At 67.3% G+C, this 15216-nt stretch carries 14 protein-coding genes; 5 read left to right on the top strand and 9 right to left on the bottom strand.

The window, feature by feature from the left end:
• Window positions 1-16 precede the first annotated feature (16 nt).
• Window positions 17-679 (top strand): bifunctional 4-hydroxy-2-oxoglutarate aldolase/2-dehydro-3-deoxy-phosphogluconate aldolase, encoded by a 663-nt coding sequence (locus FHW81_RS05550; RefSeq protein ID WP_003113440.1) that lies wholly within the window; start codon window positions 17-19, stop codon window positions 677-679.
• 89 nt (window positions 680-768) lie between these two features.
• Here FHW81_RS05550 and FHW81_RS05555 read toward each other — a convergent pair whose 3' ends face one another.
• A complete protein-coding gene (locus FHW81_RS05555; protein ID WP_003119712.1) occupies window positions 769-1206 on the bottom strand; it encodes an NUDIX hydrolase in 438 nt (145 codons plus the stop codon).
• 147 nt (window positions 1207-1353) lie between these two features.
• On the opposite strand from FHW81_RS05555, the gene rluB reads away from it, so the two are divergent.
• Together rluB and FHW81_RS05565 are read left to right on the top strand one after the other, a co-directional pair.
• The gene (rluB, locus tag FHW81_RS05560; protein WP_003113439.1) at window positions 1354-2514 is read left to right on the top strand and encodes a 23S rRNA pseudouridine(2605) synthase RluB; all 1161 of its coding nucleotides are present in this window, start codon (window positions 1354-1356) and stop codon (window positions 2512-2514) included.
• 92 nt (window positions 2515-2606) lie between these two features.
• Window positions 2607-2984, top strand: coding sequence for a hypothetical protein (locus FHW81_RS05565; RefSeq protein WP_033981073.1), 378 nt, complete (start codon window positions 2607-2609; stop codon window positions 2982-2984).
• Between the two features lie 106 nt (window positions 2985-3090).
• Here the strand turns inward: FHW81_RS05565 and FHW81_RS05570 are convergent, their stop codons facing one another.
• The 8 genes from FHW81_RS05570 to FHW81_RS05605 form a co-directional block, all read right to left on the bottom strand.
• Window positions 3091-4014, bottom strand: coding sequence for a GGDEF domain-containing protein (locus FHW81_RS05570; protein WP_003105929.1), 924 nt, complete (start codon window positions 4012-4014; stop codon window positions 3091-3093).
• 228 nt (window positions 4015-4242) lie between these two features.
• The gene (gene gltS, locus FHW81_RS05575) at window positions 4243-5457 is read right to left on the bottom strand and encodes a sodium/glutamate symporter (RefSeq protein ID WP_003105930.1); all 1215 of its coding nucleotides are present in this window, start codon (window positions 5455-5457) and stop codon (window positions 4243-4245) included.
• A 38-nt stretch (window positions 5458-5495) separates the two neighbouring features.
• Window positions 5496-6431, bottom strand: coding sequence for a formimidoylglutamase (gene hutG / locus FHW81_RS05580; RefSeq protein WP_003091455.1), 936 nt, complete (start codon window positions 6429-6431; stop codon window positions 5496-5498).
• Between the two features lie 15 nt (window positions 6432-6446).
• The gene (locus FHW81_RS05585; RefSeq protein WP_003091454.1) at window positions 6447-7175 is read right to left on the bottom strand and encodes an IclR family transcriptional regulator; all 729 of its coding nucleotides are present in this window, start codon (window positions 7173-7175) and stop codon (window positions 6447-6449) included.
• A 158-nt stretch (window positions 7176-7333) separates the two neighbouring features.
• Window positions 7334-8074 carry a YciK family oxidoreductase gene (locus FHW81_RS05590; RefSeq protein ID WP_003091453.1) on the bottom strand — a complete coding sequence of 247 codons (741 nt, stop codon included), beginning with the start codon at window positions 8072-8074 and terminating at the stop codon, window positions 7334-7336.
• A 64-nt stretch (window positions 8075-8138) separates the two neighbouring features.
• Complete coding sequence (gene mupP, locus FHW81_RS05595; protein WP_019371598.1) at window positions 8139-8819, bottom strand: N-acetylmuramic acid 6-phosphate phosphatase MupP; 681 nt, start codon at window positions 8817-8819, stop codon at window positions 8139-8141.
• Window positions 8816-9514 carry a bifunctional 2-polyprenyl-6-hydroxyphenol methylase/3-demethylubiquinol 3-O-methyltransferase UbiG gene (gene ubiG, locus FHW81_RS05600; protein WP_003091451.1) on the bottom strand — a complete coding sequence of 233 codons (699 nt, stop codon included), beginning with the start codon at window positions 9512-9514 and terminating at the stop codon, window positions 8816-8818. The genes mupP and ubiG overlap by 4 nt, the downstream gene beginning before the upstream one ends.
• A gap of 150 nt (window positions 9515-9664) precedes the next feature.
• Window positions 9665-10999 (bottom strand): TRZ/ATZ family hydrolase, encoded by a 1335-nt coding sequence (locus FHW81_RS05605; protein WP_003091450.1) that lies wholly within the window; start codon window positions 10997-10999, stop codon window positions 9665-9667.
• Window positions 11000-11108: 109 nt separating this feature from the next.
• Here FHW81_RS05605 and mtnA point away from each other — a divergent pair, with 109 nt between their 5' ends.
• Window positions 11109-12185: an S-methyl-5-thioribose-1-phosphate isomerase gene (gene mtnA, locus FHW81_RS05610; protein WP_003091449.1), complete on the top strand. Its 1077-nt coding sequence runs from the start codon at window positions 11109-11111 to the stop codon at window positions 12183-12185.
• 236 nt (window positions 12186-12421) lie between these two features.
• Window positions 12422-15187: a DNA gyrase subunit A gene (gyrA, locus tag FHW81_RS05615; protein WP_171893967.1), complete on the top strand. Its 2766-nt coding sequence runs from the start codon at window positions 12422-12424 to the stop codon at window positions 15185-15187.
• The last annotated feature ends 29 nt before the right edge of the window (window positions 15188-15216 follow it).

Below are 15216 nucleotides of genomic sequence, written 5' to 3' on the forward strand. Positions count from 1 at the left end.
TGGCGGAGCTGTAGCCATGCACAACCTTGAACAGAAGACCGCCCGCATCGACACGCTGTGCCGGGAGGCGCGCATCCTCCCGGTGATCACCATCGACCGCGAGGCGGACATCCTGCCGATGGCCGATGCCCTCGCCGCCGGCGGCCTGACCGCCCTGGAGATCACCCTGCGCACGGCGCACGGGCTGACCGCCATCCGGCGCCTCAGCGAGGAGCGCCCGCACCTGCGCATCGGCGCCGGCACCGTGCTCGACCCGCGGACCTTCGCCGCTGCGGAAAAGGCCGGGGCGAGCTTCGTGGTCACCCCGGGTTGCACCGACGAGTTGCTGCGCTTCGCCCTGGACAGCGAAGTCCCGCTGTTGCCCGGCGTGGCCAGCGCTTCCGAGATCATGCTCGCCTACCGCCATGGCTACCGCCGCTTCAAGCTGTTTCCCGCCGAAGTCAGCGGCGGCCCGGCGGCGCTGAAGGCGTTCTCGGGACCATTCCCCGATATCCGCTTCTGCCCCACCGGAGGCGTCAGCCTGAACAATCTCGCCGACTACCTGGCGGTACCCAACGTGATGTGCGTCGGCGGCACCTGGATGCTGCCCAAGGCCGTGGTCGACCGCGGCGACTGGGCCCAGGTCGAGCGCCTCAGCCGCGAAGCCCTGGAGCGCTTCGCCGAGCACCGCAGACACTGAGACTGCCCGCCTGGGCATGCCCGGCTTCGGCCGGGTTTTTTTATGCCGTCCGGATTATCCGGGGCATGGAACGGCTAACGTCATCGGCGTTATTCGCCGATGCGCCGGCGTTCCCGCAGATAGTCGCCGAGCCGGCTCTGCAGGTAGGGTACGGCCATGGCATGCGCGAGGTAGGCGTCCACCTCCATCAATCGCCAGTATTGTCCTTCGTCGCCGAAGCGGATGGCCTCGAACTCGCGGTCCTCCAGGCGCGCCACCAGGAAGTAGGCGAAGGGCGCGCTGCCGCTGGTGCTCGGATACTGTCGCTGCCATTCGATACGAGGTTCTTCCAGGCGGATGGAGAACTCTTCCTCGAGTTCGCGCAGGGCGCATTCGGCAGGCGTCTCCAGGCCCTCACGGCCGCCGCCGGGAAAGTCCCAGTAGCCGGGGAAGGGAATGCCGGGTTTTTCGTCGCGTTTGTAGACGACCAGGTGGTCGCCATAGAACAGCGCCAGCTTGGCGCCGCTGAAGGGAGGGATGTCGTGCACCGGGGCCTCCGGGTGGCGGGGTGGGTGAACCCGGCCTAGTCTAGCGGGATTGTCCGGGTTTCCGCCCGGGGACGGTGCTTTGTCCTGACGAAGCGCGTATGATGCGCGCCCTTCGATTCGTTGCCAGCCACACCGGGAGGTGCCCAGATGAACGATACCCCAGAGAATCCCCACGTACCGGTCGGGGAAAAATTGCAGAAAGTCCTCGCCCGTCTCGGCGTCGGTTCCCGGCGCGACGTAGAAGTGTGGATCGCCGAAGGCCGGGTCAACGTCAATGGCAGCGTGGCCAGCCTCGGCCAGCGGGTCGACAGCCACGATGCGATCACCGTCGATGGCCACCTGATCCGCCGCGAAGAGGCCGCCGAGAGTGTCCGTCGCGTGCTGATCTACAACAAGCCGGAAGGCGAGGTCTGCACCCGCGACGATCCGGAAGGCCGCCCGACCATCTTCGACCGCCTGCCGCGCCTGCGCACCGGTCGCTGGATCAATGTCGGTCGCCTGGACATCAATACCACCGGCCTGCTGCTGTTCACCACCGATGGCGAACTGGCCAACCGCCTGATGCATCCTTCCTATGAGATGGACCGTGAATACGCGGTACGGGTGCGCGGCGAGGTCACCGAAGAGATGATCGAGCGCCTGCTCAACGGCGTGATGCTTGAGGACGGCCCGGCCAAGTTCAGCGATATCCAGCAGGCGCCGGGCGGCGAAGGCTTCAACCACTGGTACCACTGCGTAGTGATGGAGGGCCGCAACCGCGAGGTGCGCCGGTTGTGGGAATCCCAGGGGTTGGTGGTCAGCCGCCTCAAGCGGGTGCGTTTCGGCCCGGTGTTCCTGACCTCCGAGCTGACCATGGGCCGCTACCGCGAAATGGACCAGCGCGAGATCGACATCCTCAGCGAGGAAGTCGGCCTCAAGCCGGTGGCCCTGCCGGGCATGACCACCAAGGCGCGCGAGAAGGCCGAACGCCAGCAGCGCAAGCAGGCCCGTCCGCTGGCGCGCAGCGAGCGTCCGGAAGCCGGGCGCAAGCGTGCGCCGCGGCGCGAGGACGGCGAAAATGCCGCTCGTCGCGCGCCGGCTTCGCGTCCCGCGCGCGGTCCGCAGCCGAGCGCCGAGCGCAAGGGGCGCGAGCAGGGCACTCCGGTTGCCGAGCGGCCCCGCGAGAGCAACCGCAAGCCGCGCCCGAGCAAGCCGCGCGACGAGCGTCCGGCCAGCGCGCCGGGCGACAAGCCGGCGGCCCGCAAGCCGCAGGTCAAGCGGCGGCCGAAACCGGCCGGCGACGGTATGCGTCCGGGCTTCCGCCGCTGAGCGGAAAGCGCCCTGGAAAGGCCCCTTCGGGGGCCTTTTTCATGCCTGGGAATCGGTGTCTAATGGTCGCCCGCACACAAGGAGGTGGTGAAATGCACAGGATCCTGGCTATCGCGCTCTGCATGCTATGGAGCGTCGCTGGGCTGGCCGCGGATGCGGCGATGCCGGCGCAGAGCTGCGCAAGCCTTGGCGAGGCGACGGCCGGCCCCGAGGACAACTTCCGTCCGCCGCTGGAGGGCGAGGTGATCGACAAGGGGCGCGCCTATTTCCACAGCGCGCCGCGTGCCGACTGTGTCACCGGGGTCTTCGTGATTCCCGGCGACTTCATCACTGTCTACAAGCCGAGCGGCGAGTGGCTGAACGTCATGTACGTGGCTCGAGACGGCAAGGAAACCAGCGGCTGGCTGCTGGAGAAGCGCGTCCGCTTGCGCCAGGCCTATGGCGCCCCGGACGAGCCGGCGCAGCCATAAGCGGCAGGACCTTGGCGGAAACCGTAACTGCGCCGGTGAGAGCCGTTGCTACTGCCGTCGCCCGATGCGCCCGCTCCGCGCTTCGGGGTGTGCGAGTCGGCAAGCCTCAGGCGCAGCGCAGGCGGTTGCGGCCGTCGCGCTTGGCTTCGTAGAGCGCCTCGTCGACCCGTCGCAGCAGGTCGTCGCTGCCTTCGCCGGGCCGCAGGTCGGCGCAACCGAGGCTGATCGACAGCTTCAGCGGTTCGCCGGCGTGCCGGTAGTCCAGTTCCTCCACCGCCTGGCGCAGGCGTTCGCCGACCATGCAGGCAGCCTGCAGCGGCGTGCTGGACAGCAGGACGAGGAATTCCTCGCCGCCGAAGCGGAACACCATGTCGACATTGCGCAGGTGGTCCTTGATGGTTTCCGCCACGGCCTTGAGGGCTTCGTCGCCGACGGCGTGACCGTAGTGGTCGTTGACCCGCTTGAAGTGGTCGATATCGAGCATCAGCACCGAGAGCGGTTGCAGGTTGCGCCGGGCCAGTTCCAGTTCGCGGCCGAGCGCCTGGTCCATGGCGATGCGGTTGCCGGTGCCGGTCAGGGCGTCGCGCAGGGCGGTCTGGATCGCGGCGCGATAGAGCAGGGCGTTGCGCAGCGGGAACAGCAGGGTGCCGAGCAGGCTCTCCAGTTGCCGTTGTTCGTCTTCGCCGAGGCGCTGGCGGCGACGGAAGATCAGTTCGCCGAGGTAGTCGCTGTCATGGCTCAGGCGATAGCTCACCGAATGCTTGGCGCTGCTGCCGAACTCCAGGCGCAGGTCGGAGCCCGGATGGCGGTAGCCAAGGGCATCCAGCGGGATCAGTTGGCGGACTTCCTCGAAGAACAGGCCGAGAATCCGCTCCGCCTCCAGGCTGCTCTGCAACTGTAGGGTCAGTTGCTGGCGCAACTCCGTCAGGTTGCTGGCGCGCGGCCCGCTGGCGTTGCCGCCGGGCTGGGGGCCGCGCTTCTGCTTGGCGGCGTCGAAATCGATGGTATTGGACTGCTTGGGAGGAGCCATGCGCGGAACCTCTGGCGCGAAAGACGGCGACAGTAGGGCTAAGGCGAGTTTCGTGCCAGCCAACTGAAGAACGGAGAAATCAGAGGCACAGACAGGTTTTCCTAGGAATGGTTTCCACATTCTGTAGGAATTTCGGAGAGATTTCGACGGAATAATGGCGTTTTGCTGGCGAGTGGCCGAGGCGCTCGTCGGAAAGCTGGCGCTCCGCTAGCGGAGCGCCGCCATGGTTCAACTGAAGGCGTTGATGAACCAGGTGATCGCCGGGATGGCGACGAGATCGATCAGTACCGCGCCGCACAGGGGCACGATGATGAAGGCCTTGTGCGAGAACACCCGATAGTGCTCGCAGACCGCGCCCATGTTGGCCACCGCGTTGGGCGTGGCGCCCAGGCCGTGGCCGAGGAAGCCGGCGCAGAGCACCGCGGCGTCGTAGTTGCGGCCGAGCAGGCGGAACAGCACGAAGATCGTCAGCAGCAACAGCACCGCGACCTGGATGAACAGTACGCCGAGCAGCGGCAGGCCGAGGTTCTCCAGCTCCCAGAACTTCAGGCTCATCATCGCCATGGTCAGGAAGATGCCCAGGCAGACGTCGCCCAGGGTACCGACGGCGTGGTCCGGAATGCGCAGCCAGCCGAGCCGGTCGTCGAGGTTGCGCAGGACGATGGCGATGAACATCGCCCCGACATAACTGGGCAGCACCAGGCCCAGGCGTTCCTCGAGCGCGTCGCCGAGCCAGAAGCCGAGCACCATCACCAGCAGCACGCAGGTCAGCAGGCGCAGCAGGAGATTGCCGTCCAGCGTGGCCGCCGCATGCTGGCGTCGCTCCTGCTGGCCGAGGGCTTCCAGCCGGTTGTCGCTTTCCGCCTGCACCGGCAGGCGGTTGCGTTCGATCAGCCAGCGCGCCACCGGGCTGCCGAGCAGCCCGCCAGCGACCATGCCGAAGGTGGCCGAGGCCAGCGCCACGGTGGTCGCGCCCTGGGCACCGAGCCCTTCCGCAACCGGGCCGAAGGCCGCCGCCGCGCCGAAGCCGCCTTCCAGCGACACCGCGCCGGCCATGATCCCGAGCAACGGGTCGAGGCCGAGCAGTCCGGCGCTGCCGACGCCGATCAGGTTCTGCAGTATCGCCAGCGCCCAGCAGGCCGACAGGTAGACCAGCAGGGTCTTGCCGCCCTTGCGCAGCAGGCCGAGGCTGCCACCGAGGCCGACGGTGGTGAAGAACGCCACCATCAGGGGCGTCTGCAGGCTGGTGTCGAGGCCGATGTCGAGCCAGCCGCGATCCCTGAGCAGCCAGACCAGGAAGGCGAAGCCGAAGCCGGCGATCACCGGCGACGGTACGCACAGACGTGTCAGCCAGCGGCTGCGCTTCTTCAATTGGCTGCCGAGGGCGAGCAGGAGCAGGGCGAGGGCGGTGGTGGACAGGGCGTCCAGGTGCAATGTCGGCATGGCGTGGCTCTATTGTTGTTGTGTGGGCGAAAGGGCGATCAGTTGACCAGGCTGTCGACCAGGCGCGCGGCGATCCGGGCGGTGCGCTGGTCGCTATCGAGTTGCGGGTTGAGTTCGGCGATGTCGGCCAGGCGCAGCTTGCCGCTGGCCTTGGCGCGGCGGACCAGGTGCTCCACCACCGGCATCTCCACGCCGTGCGCCGAGGGCGCGCTGACGCCGGGCGCCTGGGCGGCCGGGAGCACGTCGAGGCAAACGGTCAGGTAGAGGTGGTCGACGGATTGCAGGAAGCTGTCGAGGAAGGCTTCGCTGCGTTCCAGGTTCCATGGCTGCAACTGGCGGTCCAGCAGGTAGCGCACACCCAGGCGCTGGGCCTGGTCGAACAGCGCCGCGGTGTTGCTCAGGCGGCTGATGCCCAGGCAGCAGTAGGCGAACGGCCAGTCGCTGGCCTGGCAGAGTTCGGCGATCTGGCGGAACGGCGTGCCGGAGCTGGCCCGTTCGGCGTGGCGCAGGTCGAAATGCGCGTCGAAATTGAGGATACCGATGCGCGGCAGGCGCTCATGCCGACTCAAGTGGCGGGCGAGGCCGGCGAAGCTGGCGTAGGCGATTTCGTGGCCGCCGCCCAGGCCGACCACCCGGTGGCCGCGCGCGAGCAGGTCGGCGACGCGTTGCGCGTAGCGTTCCTGGGCGGCTTCCAGATCGTCGCCGGCGACGATGTCGCCGGCATCGTAGATCGCTTGCTCGCCGTGCCAGGCCAGGTTGGCCAGCGCGCGACGCAAGGCTGGCGGTCCGTGGCGCGCGCCCTGGCGACCCTGGTTGCGGCGCACGCCTTCGTCGCTGGCGAAACCGAGCAGCACGCTGGCCGCTTCGGCGTCGTCTGCGTAGGGGCGCATCCATTGGTGCCAGCGCCGCGCGTCGGCGCCTTCCTGGCTATCGATCCGGCCTTGCCAGAGGCTCATGTCGGGGGCGGGGTACATCGAAACTCCTGTTGGTCAGTCCAGACGCGCGGAAAGTCGCGCGGCGGCGTCGAGGGTCCATTGCCGCAAGCGTTCGCTGCGCGACTGGGCGCGCAAGGCGGGGGCCATCAGGCTGAGGGCGCCGTGCAGGCGCTGGCGGCTGTCCAGCAGCGGTACGCTGATGCCCCAGACGCCTTCGTCGATCTCGCCCTGGCTGACGGCATAGCCCTGTTCGCGGATCAGCCGGAGTTCCTGCTCCAGCTTGTCGATACGCTCGGCGGAGAGTTCCTGGGCGAGGTACAGCTCCTCGCGCCGTTCGTCCTCCAGGTGCGCCAGCAGGGCTTTGGCCGAGGCGCCATGCAACAGCGGCTGCGCCAGCCCTTTCTGGTAGCAGCAGCGCAGCGGCTGCGGACTGTCGAACAGTTCCAGGCAGATCGCCTGCTGGTTGCTGGCCACCATCAGCGCCACGCTCTCCTGGCTCAGGTCGGCCAGGCGCTTGAGTTCCGGTTTGGCGAGACCGATCAGCGAGGCCTCGCGATCGAATTTCTTCGCCAGTTGCAGGCAGGCCGGGCCGGGCAGGTAGCGGCCCTGGCCGGCCTGTTCTTCGGCCAGGCCCCAGCGCAACAGGGTCTTCAGGTGCCGGTAGGTGCTGCTCAGCGGCTGCTCCAGGGTCAGCGACAGCTCCTTGGCAGACAGGGCTTCGGGAGCCTGGCCGAGGGCAATGAGGATCTGCAGCAGGCGATCGGTGGGGGAATGCTTCGACATGGGAACTCCTTGACCCACAGGGTGAAGGCGATTTCCCGGAAAATGAAACCACTTTCCCACTCAGTGGGAAAAATATGCAAAAAGAATGGGAAGTTCCGGACGGGAAGAGGGAAGGGAAGGACAGGGCAGCCTCGCCGGGCGGCGAGGCTGCCGGGGAATCACTGGGCGTCGAAGGCCTGGCCGTTGACGCCGGCGCTGTCCGGCCCCATGAGGTACAGGTAGACCGGCATGATCTCCTCGCCGGTGGGGTTGTTCAGCGGGTTTTCCCCAGGGTAGGCGAGGGCGCGCATACTGGTGCGGGTGGCGCCGGGGTTGACGCTGTTGGCGCGGATCGCGCTGGTACCGTCGAGTTCGTCGGCAAGGGTCTGCATCAGGCCCTCGGTGGCGAACTTCGATACCGAATAGGCGCCCCAGTAGGCGCGGCCCTTTCGGCCCACGCTGCTCGAGGTGAAGATGATCGAGGCGTCGCTGGAGAGCTTCATCAGCGGCAGCATGGCGGTGGTCAGCATGAACATGGCATTGACGTTCACCTGCATCACGCGCATGAAGTTCTCCCCGGAAATCTGCTGCATCGGCGAGCGCGGACCGAGGATCGAAGCGTTGTGCAGCAGGCCGTCGATGCGGCCGAACTCGTTCTCCAGGGTTGCCGCCAGTTCCTCGAACTGGTGCGGCTGGGCGGTCTCCAGGTTGAACGGGATCACGGCGGCCTGCGGATGGCCGGCGGCCTCGATGGCGTCGTAGACCTCGTTCAGGTACTCCTCGGTCTTGCCCAGCAGCAGCACGGTGGCGCCGTGGGCGGCGAAGGTCTTGGCGGCGGCGGCGCCGATGCCGCGGCCGGCGCCGGTGACCAGGATCACGCGGTCTTTCAGCAGGTCGGGGCGGGCGGAGTACTGGAACATGTCGAATCCTTTGAATGCATGACCCGCCTGGCGGCGGGTCGTTGTCTGTCGGCGGCGCTGCGGATCAGCAGTCGCAGAGCGCGCGGTCGAGAACGTCGATGAGTTCGCGCGGGTGGTCGACGATCACGTCGGCGCCCCAGTGCGCGGGGTTGTCTTCGGGGTGGATGTAGCCGTAGCGCACCGCCGCGGTCTTGGTTCCGGCGTCGCGGCCGGATTCGATGTCGCGCAGGTCGTCGCCGATGAACAGCACCCTCGACGGATCGATGCCGAGCTGGCTACAGGCCAGTAGCAGCGGCTCGGGATCGGGCTTGCTGCGGGTCACGTGGTCCGGGCAGACCAGCACCCTGGAACGCTCGGCGTAGCCCAGGCGCTGCATGATCGGTTCGGCGAAGCGCACCGGCTTGTTGGTCACCACGCCCCAGATCAACCCGGCTTTCTCGATCGCCGCAAGCAGTTCGGGGATGCCGTCGTAGGGCCGGCTGAGAACCGCGCAATGCTCCTGGTAGCGGTCGAGGAACTCCTGGCGCAGGGGTTCCAGTTCCGGGCTGTCCAGCGACAGGCCGAAGGCCGCGGCAACCATCGCGCGCGCGCCGCCGGAGACCACGTCGCGCACCTGTTGCTCGTCCACCGGCGGCAGGCCGTGGGCGGCACGCATGGCCTGGGTGATGGCGATGAAGTCCGGCGCCGTGTCGAGCAGGGTGCCATCCATGTCGAACAGTACCGCTTTGAGCCGCATGCGCTTCACGCCTCCCGCTGGGTCTGGACCATGTAGTTGACGTCGACGTCGTTGGCCAGCTTGTAGTGCTTGGTCAGCGGGTTGTAGGTCAGGCCGATGATGTCCTTGACCTCGAGACCGGCCTCGCGCGACCAGGCGCCGAGTTCCGACGGACGGATGAACTTGCGGAAATCGTGGGTCCCGCGCGGCAGCAACTGGAGGATGTATTCCGCGCCGATCACCGCGAACAGGTAGGCCTTGGGATTGCGGTTGATGGTCGAGAGGAAAACCTGTCCGCCCGGCTTGACCAGGCGGTGGCAGGCGCGGATCACCGAGGCCGGGTCCGGCACGTGTTCGAGCATCTCCAGGCAGGTGACCACGTCGAACTGCCCGGGCATTTCCTCGGCCATCTGCTCGGCGGTGATCTGCCGGTAGTCGACGGCGACGCCGGATTCCAGTTGGTGCAGGCGCGCCACCGCGAGCGGCGCTTCGCCCATGTCGATGCCGGTGACGTTGGCGCCGCGCTGGGCCATGGCTTCGCTGAGGATGCCGCCGCCGCAACCGATGTCGAGCACCTTCTTGCCGGCCAGGCCGGCGCGCTCATCGATCCAGTTGACGCGCAGCGGGTTGATGTCGTGGAGCGGCTTGAACTCGCTCTCGCGGTCCCACCAGCGATGGGCCAGTGCCTCGAATTTGGCGATCTCGGCGTGGTCGACGTTGCTCATAATCGTTCCCGTTGAAGAGTGAAGCCTTTGGGGGAAGGGCCGCGGCGGCGGAATCCAATCCTTCATGTTGCCAGCTTTGGCGGAGGGATGGGGCCGGCGGCGGTTCGCCTTCCTATGTCAGTTTGTCGCAGCGGGCCGGCCCGCCGCGGTTCAGGACCTGTCGCTGGCGGCGATCTTCGCCCCCCATTCGCGGGCCCTGGCGATCAGGCGCTGTTCGTCGTGACGGAGCAGGCGGCCGTCGTCGAGCAGTTGCCTGCCGCCGACCCAGACATGCCGCACGCAGTCGCGGCCGCTGGCATAGATAAGTTGCGAAACCGGGTCGTAGACCGGTTGCTGGGCCAGGCCGGACAGGTCGAAGGCCACCAGGTCGGCGGCCTTGCCGGCTTCCAGGGAGCCGATCAGGCGCTCCAGGCCAAGCGCGCGGGCGCCGTTCAGGGTGGCCATGCGCAGCGCGCGGTGGGCGTCGAGGGCGGTGGCCTGGCCGTACACGGCCTTGGCCAGCAGCGCCGCGGTGCGGGTCTCGCCGAGCAGGTCGAGGTCGTTGTTGCTGGCCGCGCCGTCGGTGCCGATGGCCACGTTGACCCCGGCCTGCCAGAGCTTTTCCACCGGGCAGAAGCCGCTGGCCAGCTTGAGGTTGGATTCCGGGCAGTGGATCACCGAGCTGTTGGTTTCCACCAGCATCGCCAGGTCGTCGTCGTCTACCTGGGTCATGTGCACCGCCTGGAAGCGTGGGCCGAGCAGGCCGAGGCGGTGCAGGCGGGCCAACGGGCGCTCGCCGTTGCGCTCCATGGCCTGCTCCACCTCGAAGGCGGTCTCGTGGACGTGCATCTGGATGCTGGCGTCGAGTTCCTCGGTGAGCACCAGGATCTGCTCCAGCTTGTCGTCGCTCACCGTATAAGGGGCGTGCGGGCCGAAGGCGATGCGGATGCGCGGGTGGTGCTTGAGGTCGTCGAACAGTGCCATGCCCTGGCGGATCGCCTCGGCGCTGTCGCGGGCGCCGGGGATCGGGAAGTCCAGCACCGGGATCGCCACCTGGGCGCGGACCCCGCTGTCATGGACCACGCCGCAGATGGCCTGTGGATAGAAGTACATGTCGGAGAAACAGGTGATGCCGCCCTTTACCTGTTCGGCGATGGCCAGCTCCGTGCCGTCGCGGATGAAATCCTCGCTGACCCATTGGCCTTCGGCCGGCCAGATGTGGTCCTGCAGCCAGGTCATCAGCGGCAGGTCGTCGGCGAGACCGCGGAACAGACTCATCGCCGAATGGCCGTGGGCGTTGACCAGACCGGGGGCGAGCAGCATGCCCGGCAATTCGCGGATTTCCGTGGCGCCATGGCGCATGGCCTGCTCGCGCGGCGCGACCAGGGCTATCTGGCCGTCGCGGATGCCCAGCGCGTGGTCGCGCAGCACCACCCCGGCGGGCTCCACGGGGACGATCCAGGTCGGCAGCAGGAGGAGGTCGAAGGGGTTACGGACGTTGGGCATGGCGGCGCATCCTGGGCGCAGAGCGGGAAGCCGGAAGTATACCCGAGCGTCCGCGGCTGGGGCTCGTTATAATCCGCAGCTTTTCCGTGATTCAGCGAGAGGTGTGTGCATGCGAGAGCGACTGCTGGCGGCCGAGCGGGTCAAGGCGATCGAGTGGCGGGACGGTACGCTGCGGTTGCTGGATCAGCGCCTGCTGCCCCAGGAGGAGGTCTGGCTCGAACACGAGTCGGCGGCCGAGGTGGCCAAGGCCATTCGCGATATGGTCGTGCGCGGCGCGCCGGCCATCGGCATCAGCGCCGCCTACGGCATCGTCCTTGGCGCCCGCGCGCGCTTGGCGCAGGGCGGCGACTGGCGCGCCGCGCTGGAGGAGGACTTCCGCCTGCTGGCCGACTCGCGACCCACGGCGGTCAACCTGTTCTGGGCGCTGAACCGCATGCGCGACCGTCTGGAGCGAATGAAAGAGGGCGACCAGCCGCTGGCGGTGCTGGAAGCCGAGGCGATCTCCATCCATGAAAGCGACCGCGAGGCCAACCTGACCATGGCCCAGTTGGGCATGGAGCTGATCCGCAAGCAGCAGGGCAGCCCGCAGAACATCCTCACCCACTGCAATACCGGCGCCCTGGCGACCGGCGGGTTCGGCACCGCGCTGGGGGTGATCCGCGCCGCGCACCTGGAAGGCCTGGTCAATCGCATCTACGCCGACGAAACCCGGCCCTGGCTCCAGGGCTCGCGACTGACCGCCTGGGAGCTGGCCAACGAAGGCATCCCGGTCAGCCTGAACGTGGATTCGGCCGCCGCGCACCTGATGAAGACCGAGAACATCACCTGGGTCATCGTCGGCGCCGACCGCATCACCGCCAATGGCGATGTCGCCAACAAGATCGGCACCTACCAGCTGGCGGTCAACGCCATGCACCACGGCGTGCGCTTCATGGTGGTGGCGCCGAGTTCGACCATCGACATGAACCTGGAGAGCGGCGAGGACATCCCGATCGAAGAGCGCGACGGTCGCGAACTGCTGGAAATCGGCGGGCGACGGGTGGCGGCCGAGGTCGATGCCTACAATCCGGTATTCGACGTGACCCCGGCGGACCTTATCGATGCCATCGTGACCGAGCGTGGCGTCGTCGAGCGTCCCGACGCCGAGCGCATGGCCGCCCTGATGAGCCGCAAGCGCCTGCATTGAACGAGGCGACTGGAGGTCGTCCCCGCCAGGGCCTTTGCCTTGGGCTGGGGCGTGGGCTGTGGTAAGCTCCGACGGTTATTCGAGCGCCCCGCGGAGGGGCCTCGAGAGTGCGCGAATCCTTGACTCAAGTCGTTGATTTGTAGTGAGTTGGCGCTGCTCGGGCATGCGCCGACCTACTTCGTTTGCCTCAGGATCGAGGCGGCGAAGTTCCACCAGAAAAAGGAACCAGGCTTCTCATGGGCGAACTGGCCAAAGAAATTCTCCCGGTCAATATCGAAGACGAGCTGAAACAGTCCTATCTCGACTACGCGATGAGCGTGATCGTCGGGCGGGCCCTGCCGGATGCACGTGACGGCCTGAAGCCGGTGCACCGCCGTGTGCTTTATGCCATGAGCGAGCTGGGCAACGACTGGAACAAGCCCTACAAGAAATCCGCCCGTGTGGTCGGCGACGTGATCGGTAAGTACCACCCGCACGGCGACACCGCGGTCTACGACACCATCGTGCGCATGGCGCAGCCGTTCTCGCTGCGCTACATGCTGGTAGACGGCCAGGGCAACTTCGGTTCGGTGGACGGCGACAACGCCGCAGCCATGCGATACACCGAAGTGCGCATGGCCAAGCTGGCCCATGAACTGCTGGCGGACCTGGAAAAGGAAACCGTCGACTGGGTGCCCAACTACGATGGCACCGAGCAGATCCCGGCGGTCATGCCGACCAAGATTCCCAACCTGCTGGTCAACGGTTCCAGCGGTATCGCCGTGGGTATGGCGACCAACATCCCGCCGCACAACCTCGGCGAAGTGATCGACGGCTGCCTGGCGCTGATGGACAACCCCGACCTGACCGTCGATGAGCTGATGCAGTACATCCCCGGTCCGGACTTCCCCACCGCCGGCATCATCAACGGCCGCGCCGGGATCATCGAGGCCTACCGCACCGGTCGCGGGCGCATCTACATCCGTGCCCGCGCCGTCGTCGAGGAGATGGAGAAGGGCGGCGGTCGCGAGCAGATCATCATCACCGAGCTGCCGTACCAGTTGAACAAGGCGCGGTTGATCGAAAAGATCGCCGAGCTGGTGAAAGAGAAGAAGATCGAGGGTATTTCCGAGCTGCGCGACGAGTCCGACAAGGACGGCATGCGCGTGGTCATCGAGCTGCGTCGCGGCGAGGTGGGCGAGGTGGTCCTCAACAACCTCTATGCCCAGACCCAGCTGCAGAGCGTGTTCGGCATCAACGTGGTGGCCCTGGTCGACGGCCAGCCGCGCACGCTGAACCTGAAGGACATGCTCGAAGTGTTCGTCCGCCACCGCCGCGAAGTGGTGACCCGGCGTACCGTCTACGAGCTGCGCAAGGCCCGCGAGCGCGGGCACATCCTGGAAGGCCAGGCGGTCGCCCTGTCGAACATCGACCCGGTGATCGAGCTGATCAAGAGTTCGCCGACCCCGGCCGAGGCCAAGGAACGCCTGATCGCCACTGCCTGGGAGTCCAGCGCGGTGGAAGCGATGGTCGAGCGTGCCGGCGCCGACGCCTGTCGCCCGGAAGACCTGGATCCGCAGTACGGCCTGCGCGACGGCAAGTACTACCTGTCGCCGGAACAGGCCCAGGCGATCCTCGAGCTGCGCCTGCATCGCCTGACCGGCCTGGAGCACGAGAAGCTGCTCTCCGAATACCAGGAAATCCTCAACCTGATCGGCGAGTTGATCCGCATCCTGACCAACCCGGCGCGCCTGATGGAGGTGATCCGTGAGGAGCTGGAAGCGGTCAAGGCCGAATTCGGCGATGCTCGCCGCACCGAGATCGTGGCCTCCCAGGTCGACCTGACCATCGCCGACCTGATCACCGAGGAAGACCGCGTGGTGACCATCTCCCACGGCGGCTACGCCAAGTCCCAGCCGCTGGCCGCCTACCAGGCGCAGCGTCGCGGCGGCAAAGGCAAGTCCGCCACCGGGATGAAGGACGAGGACTACATCGAACACCTGCTGGTGGCCAACAGCCATGCGACCCTCCTGCTGTTCTCCAGCAAGGGCAAGGTCTACTGGCTGCGTACCTTCGAGATTCCGGAAGCCTCGCGTACCGCGCGTGGCCGGCCGTTGGTGAACCTGCTGCCGCTGGACGAGGGCGAGCGGATCACCGCGATGTTGCAGATCGACCTGGAGGCGCTGCAGCAGAACGGCGGCGCCGATGACGACCTCGACGAAGCCGAAGGAACGGTGCTCGAGGGCGAGGTGGTCGAGGCCGCCGAGGTCGAGGAAGTCGAGGGCGAGACCGCCGAGCTGGTGGCCGAGCCGACCGGCGCCTACATCTTCATGGCCACCGCCTTCGGTACCGTGAAGAAGACCCCGCTGGTGCAGTTCAGCCGTCCGCGCAGCAGCGGCCTGATCGCGCTCAAGCTGGAAGAGGGCGACACCCTGATCGCCGCCGCGATCACCGATGGCGCCAAGGAAGTCATGCTGTTCTCCAGCGCCGGCAAGGTGATCCGCTTCGCCGAGAGCGTGGTGCGCATCATGGGCCGCAACGCCCGCGGCGTACGTGGCATGCGCCTGGGCAAGGGGCAGCAGCTGATCTCCATGCTGATTCCGGAGTCCGGGGCGCAGATCCTCACCGCCTCCGAGCGCGGCTTCGGCAAGCGTACCCCGCTGAGCAAGTTCCCGCGTCGCGGCCGTGGTGGCCAGGGGGTGATCGCCATGGTCACCAACGAGCGCAACGGCGCGCTGATCGCCGCGGTACAGGTCCAGGAAGGCGAGGAGATCATGCTGATTTCCGACCAGGGCACCCTGGTGCGGACGCGTGTCGACGAAGTCTCCCTGTCCGGCCGCAATACCCAGGGCGTAACCCTGATCAAGCTCGCCAGCGACGAGGTACTGGTCGGTCTGGAGCGTGTCCAGGAGCCGTCGGGCGGAGATGACGAGGACCTGCCCGAGGGCGAGGAAGCTGCCGAATCTCTGGGCGAGTCGGCCGAGTCCGAGCCCGCGGCGGAAGCGGAAGGCAACGAAGAGTAAGGCTCGGGGCGGGCGCCTGCGCCCGCCCG

Source organism: Pseudomonas sp. RC10-4-2, assembly GCF_050433085.1.
Taxonomy (GTDB): Bacteria; Pseudomonadota; Gammaproteobacteria; order Pseudomonadales; family Pseudomonadaceae; genus Pseudomonas; species Pseudomonas aeruginosa.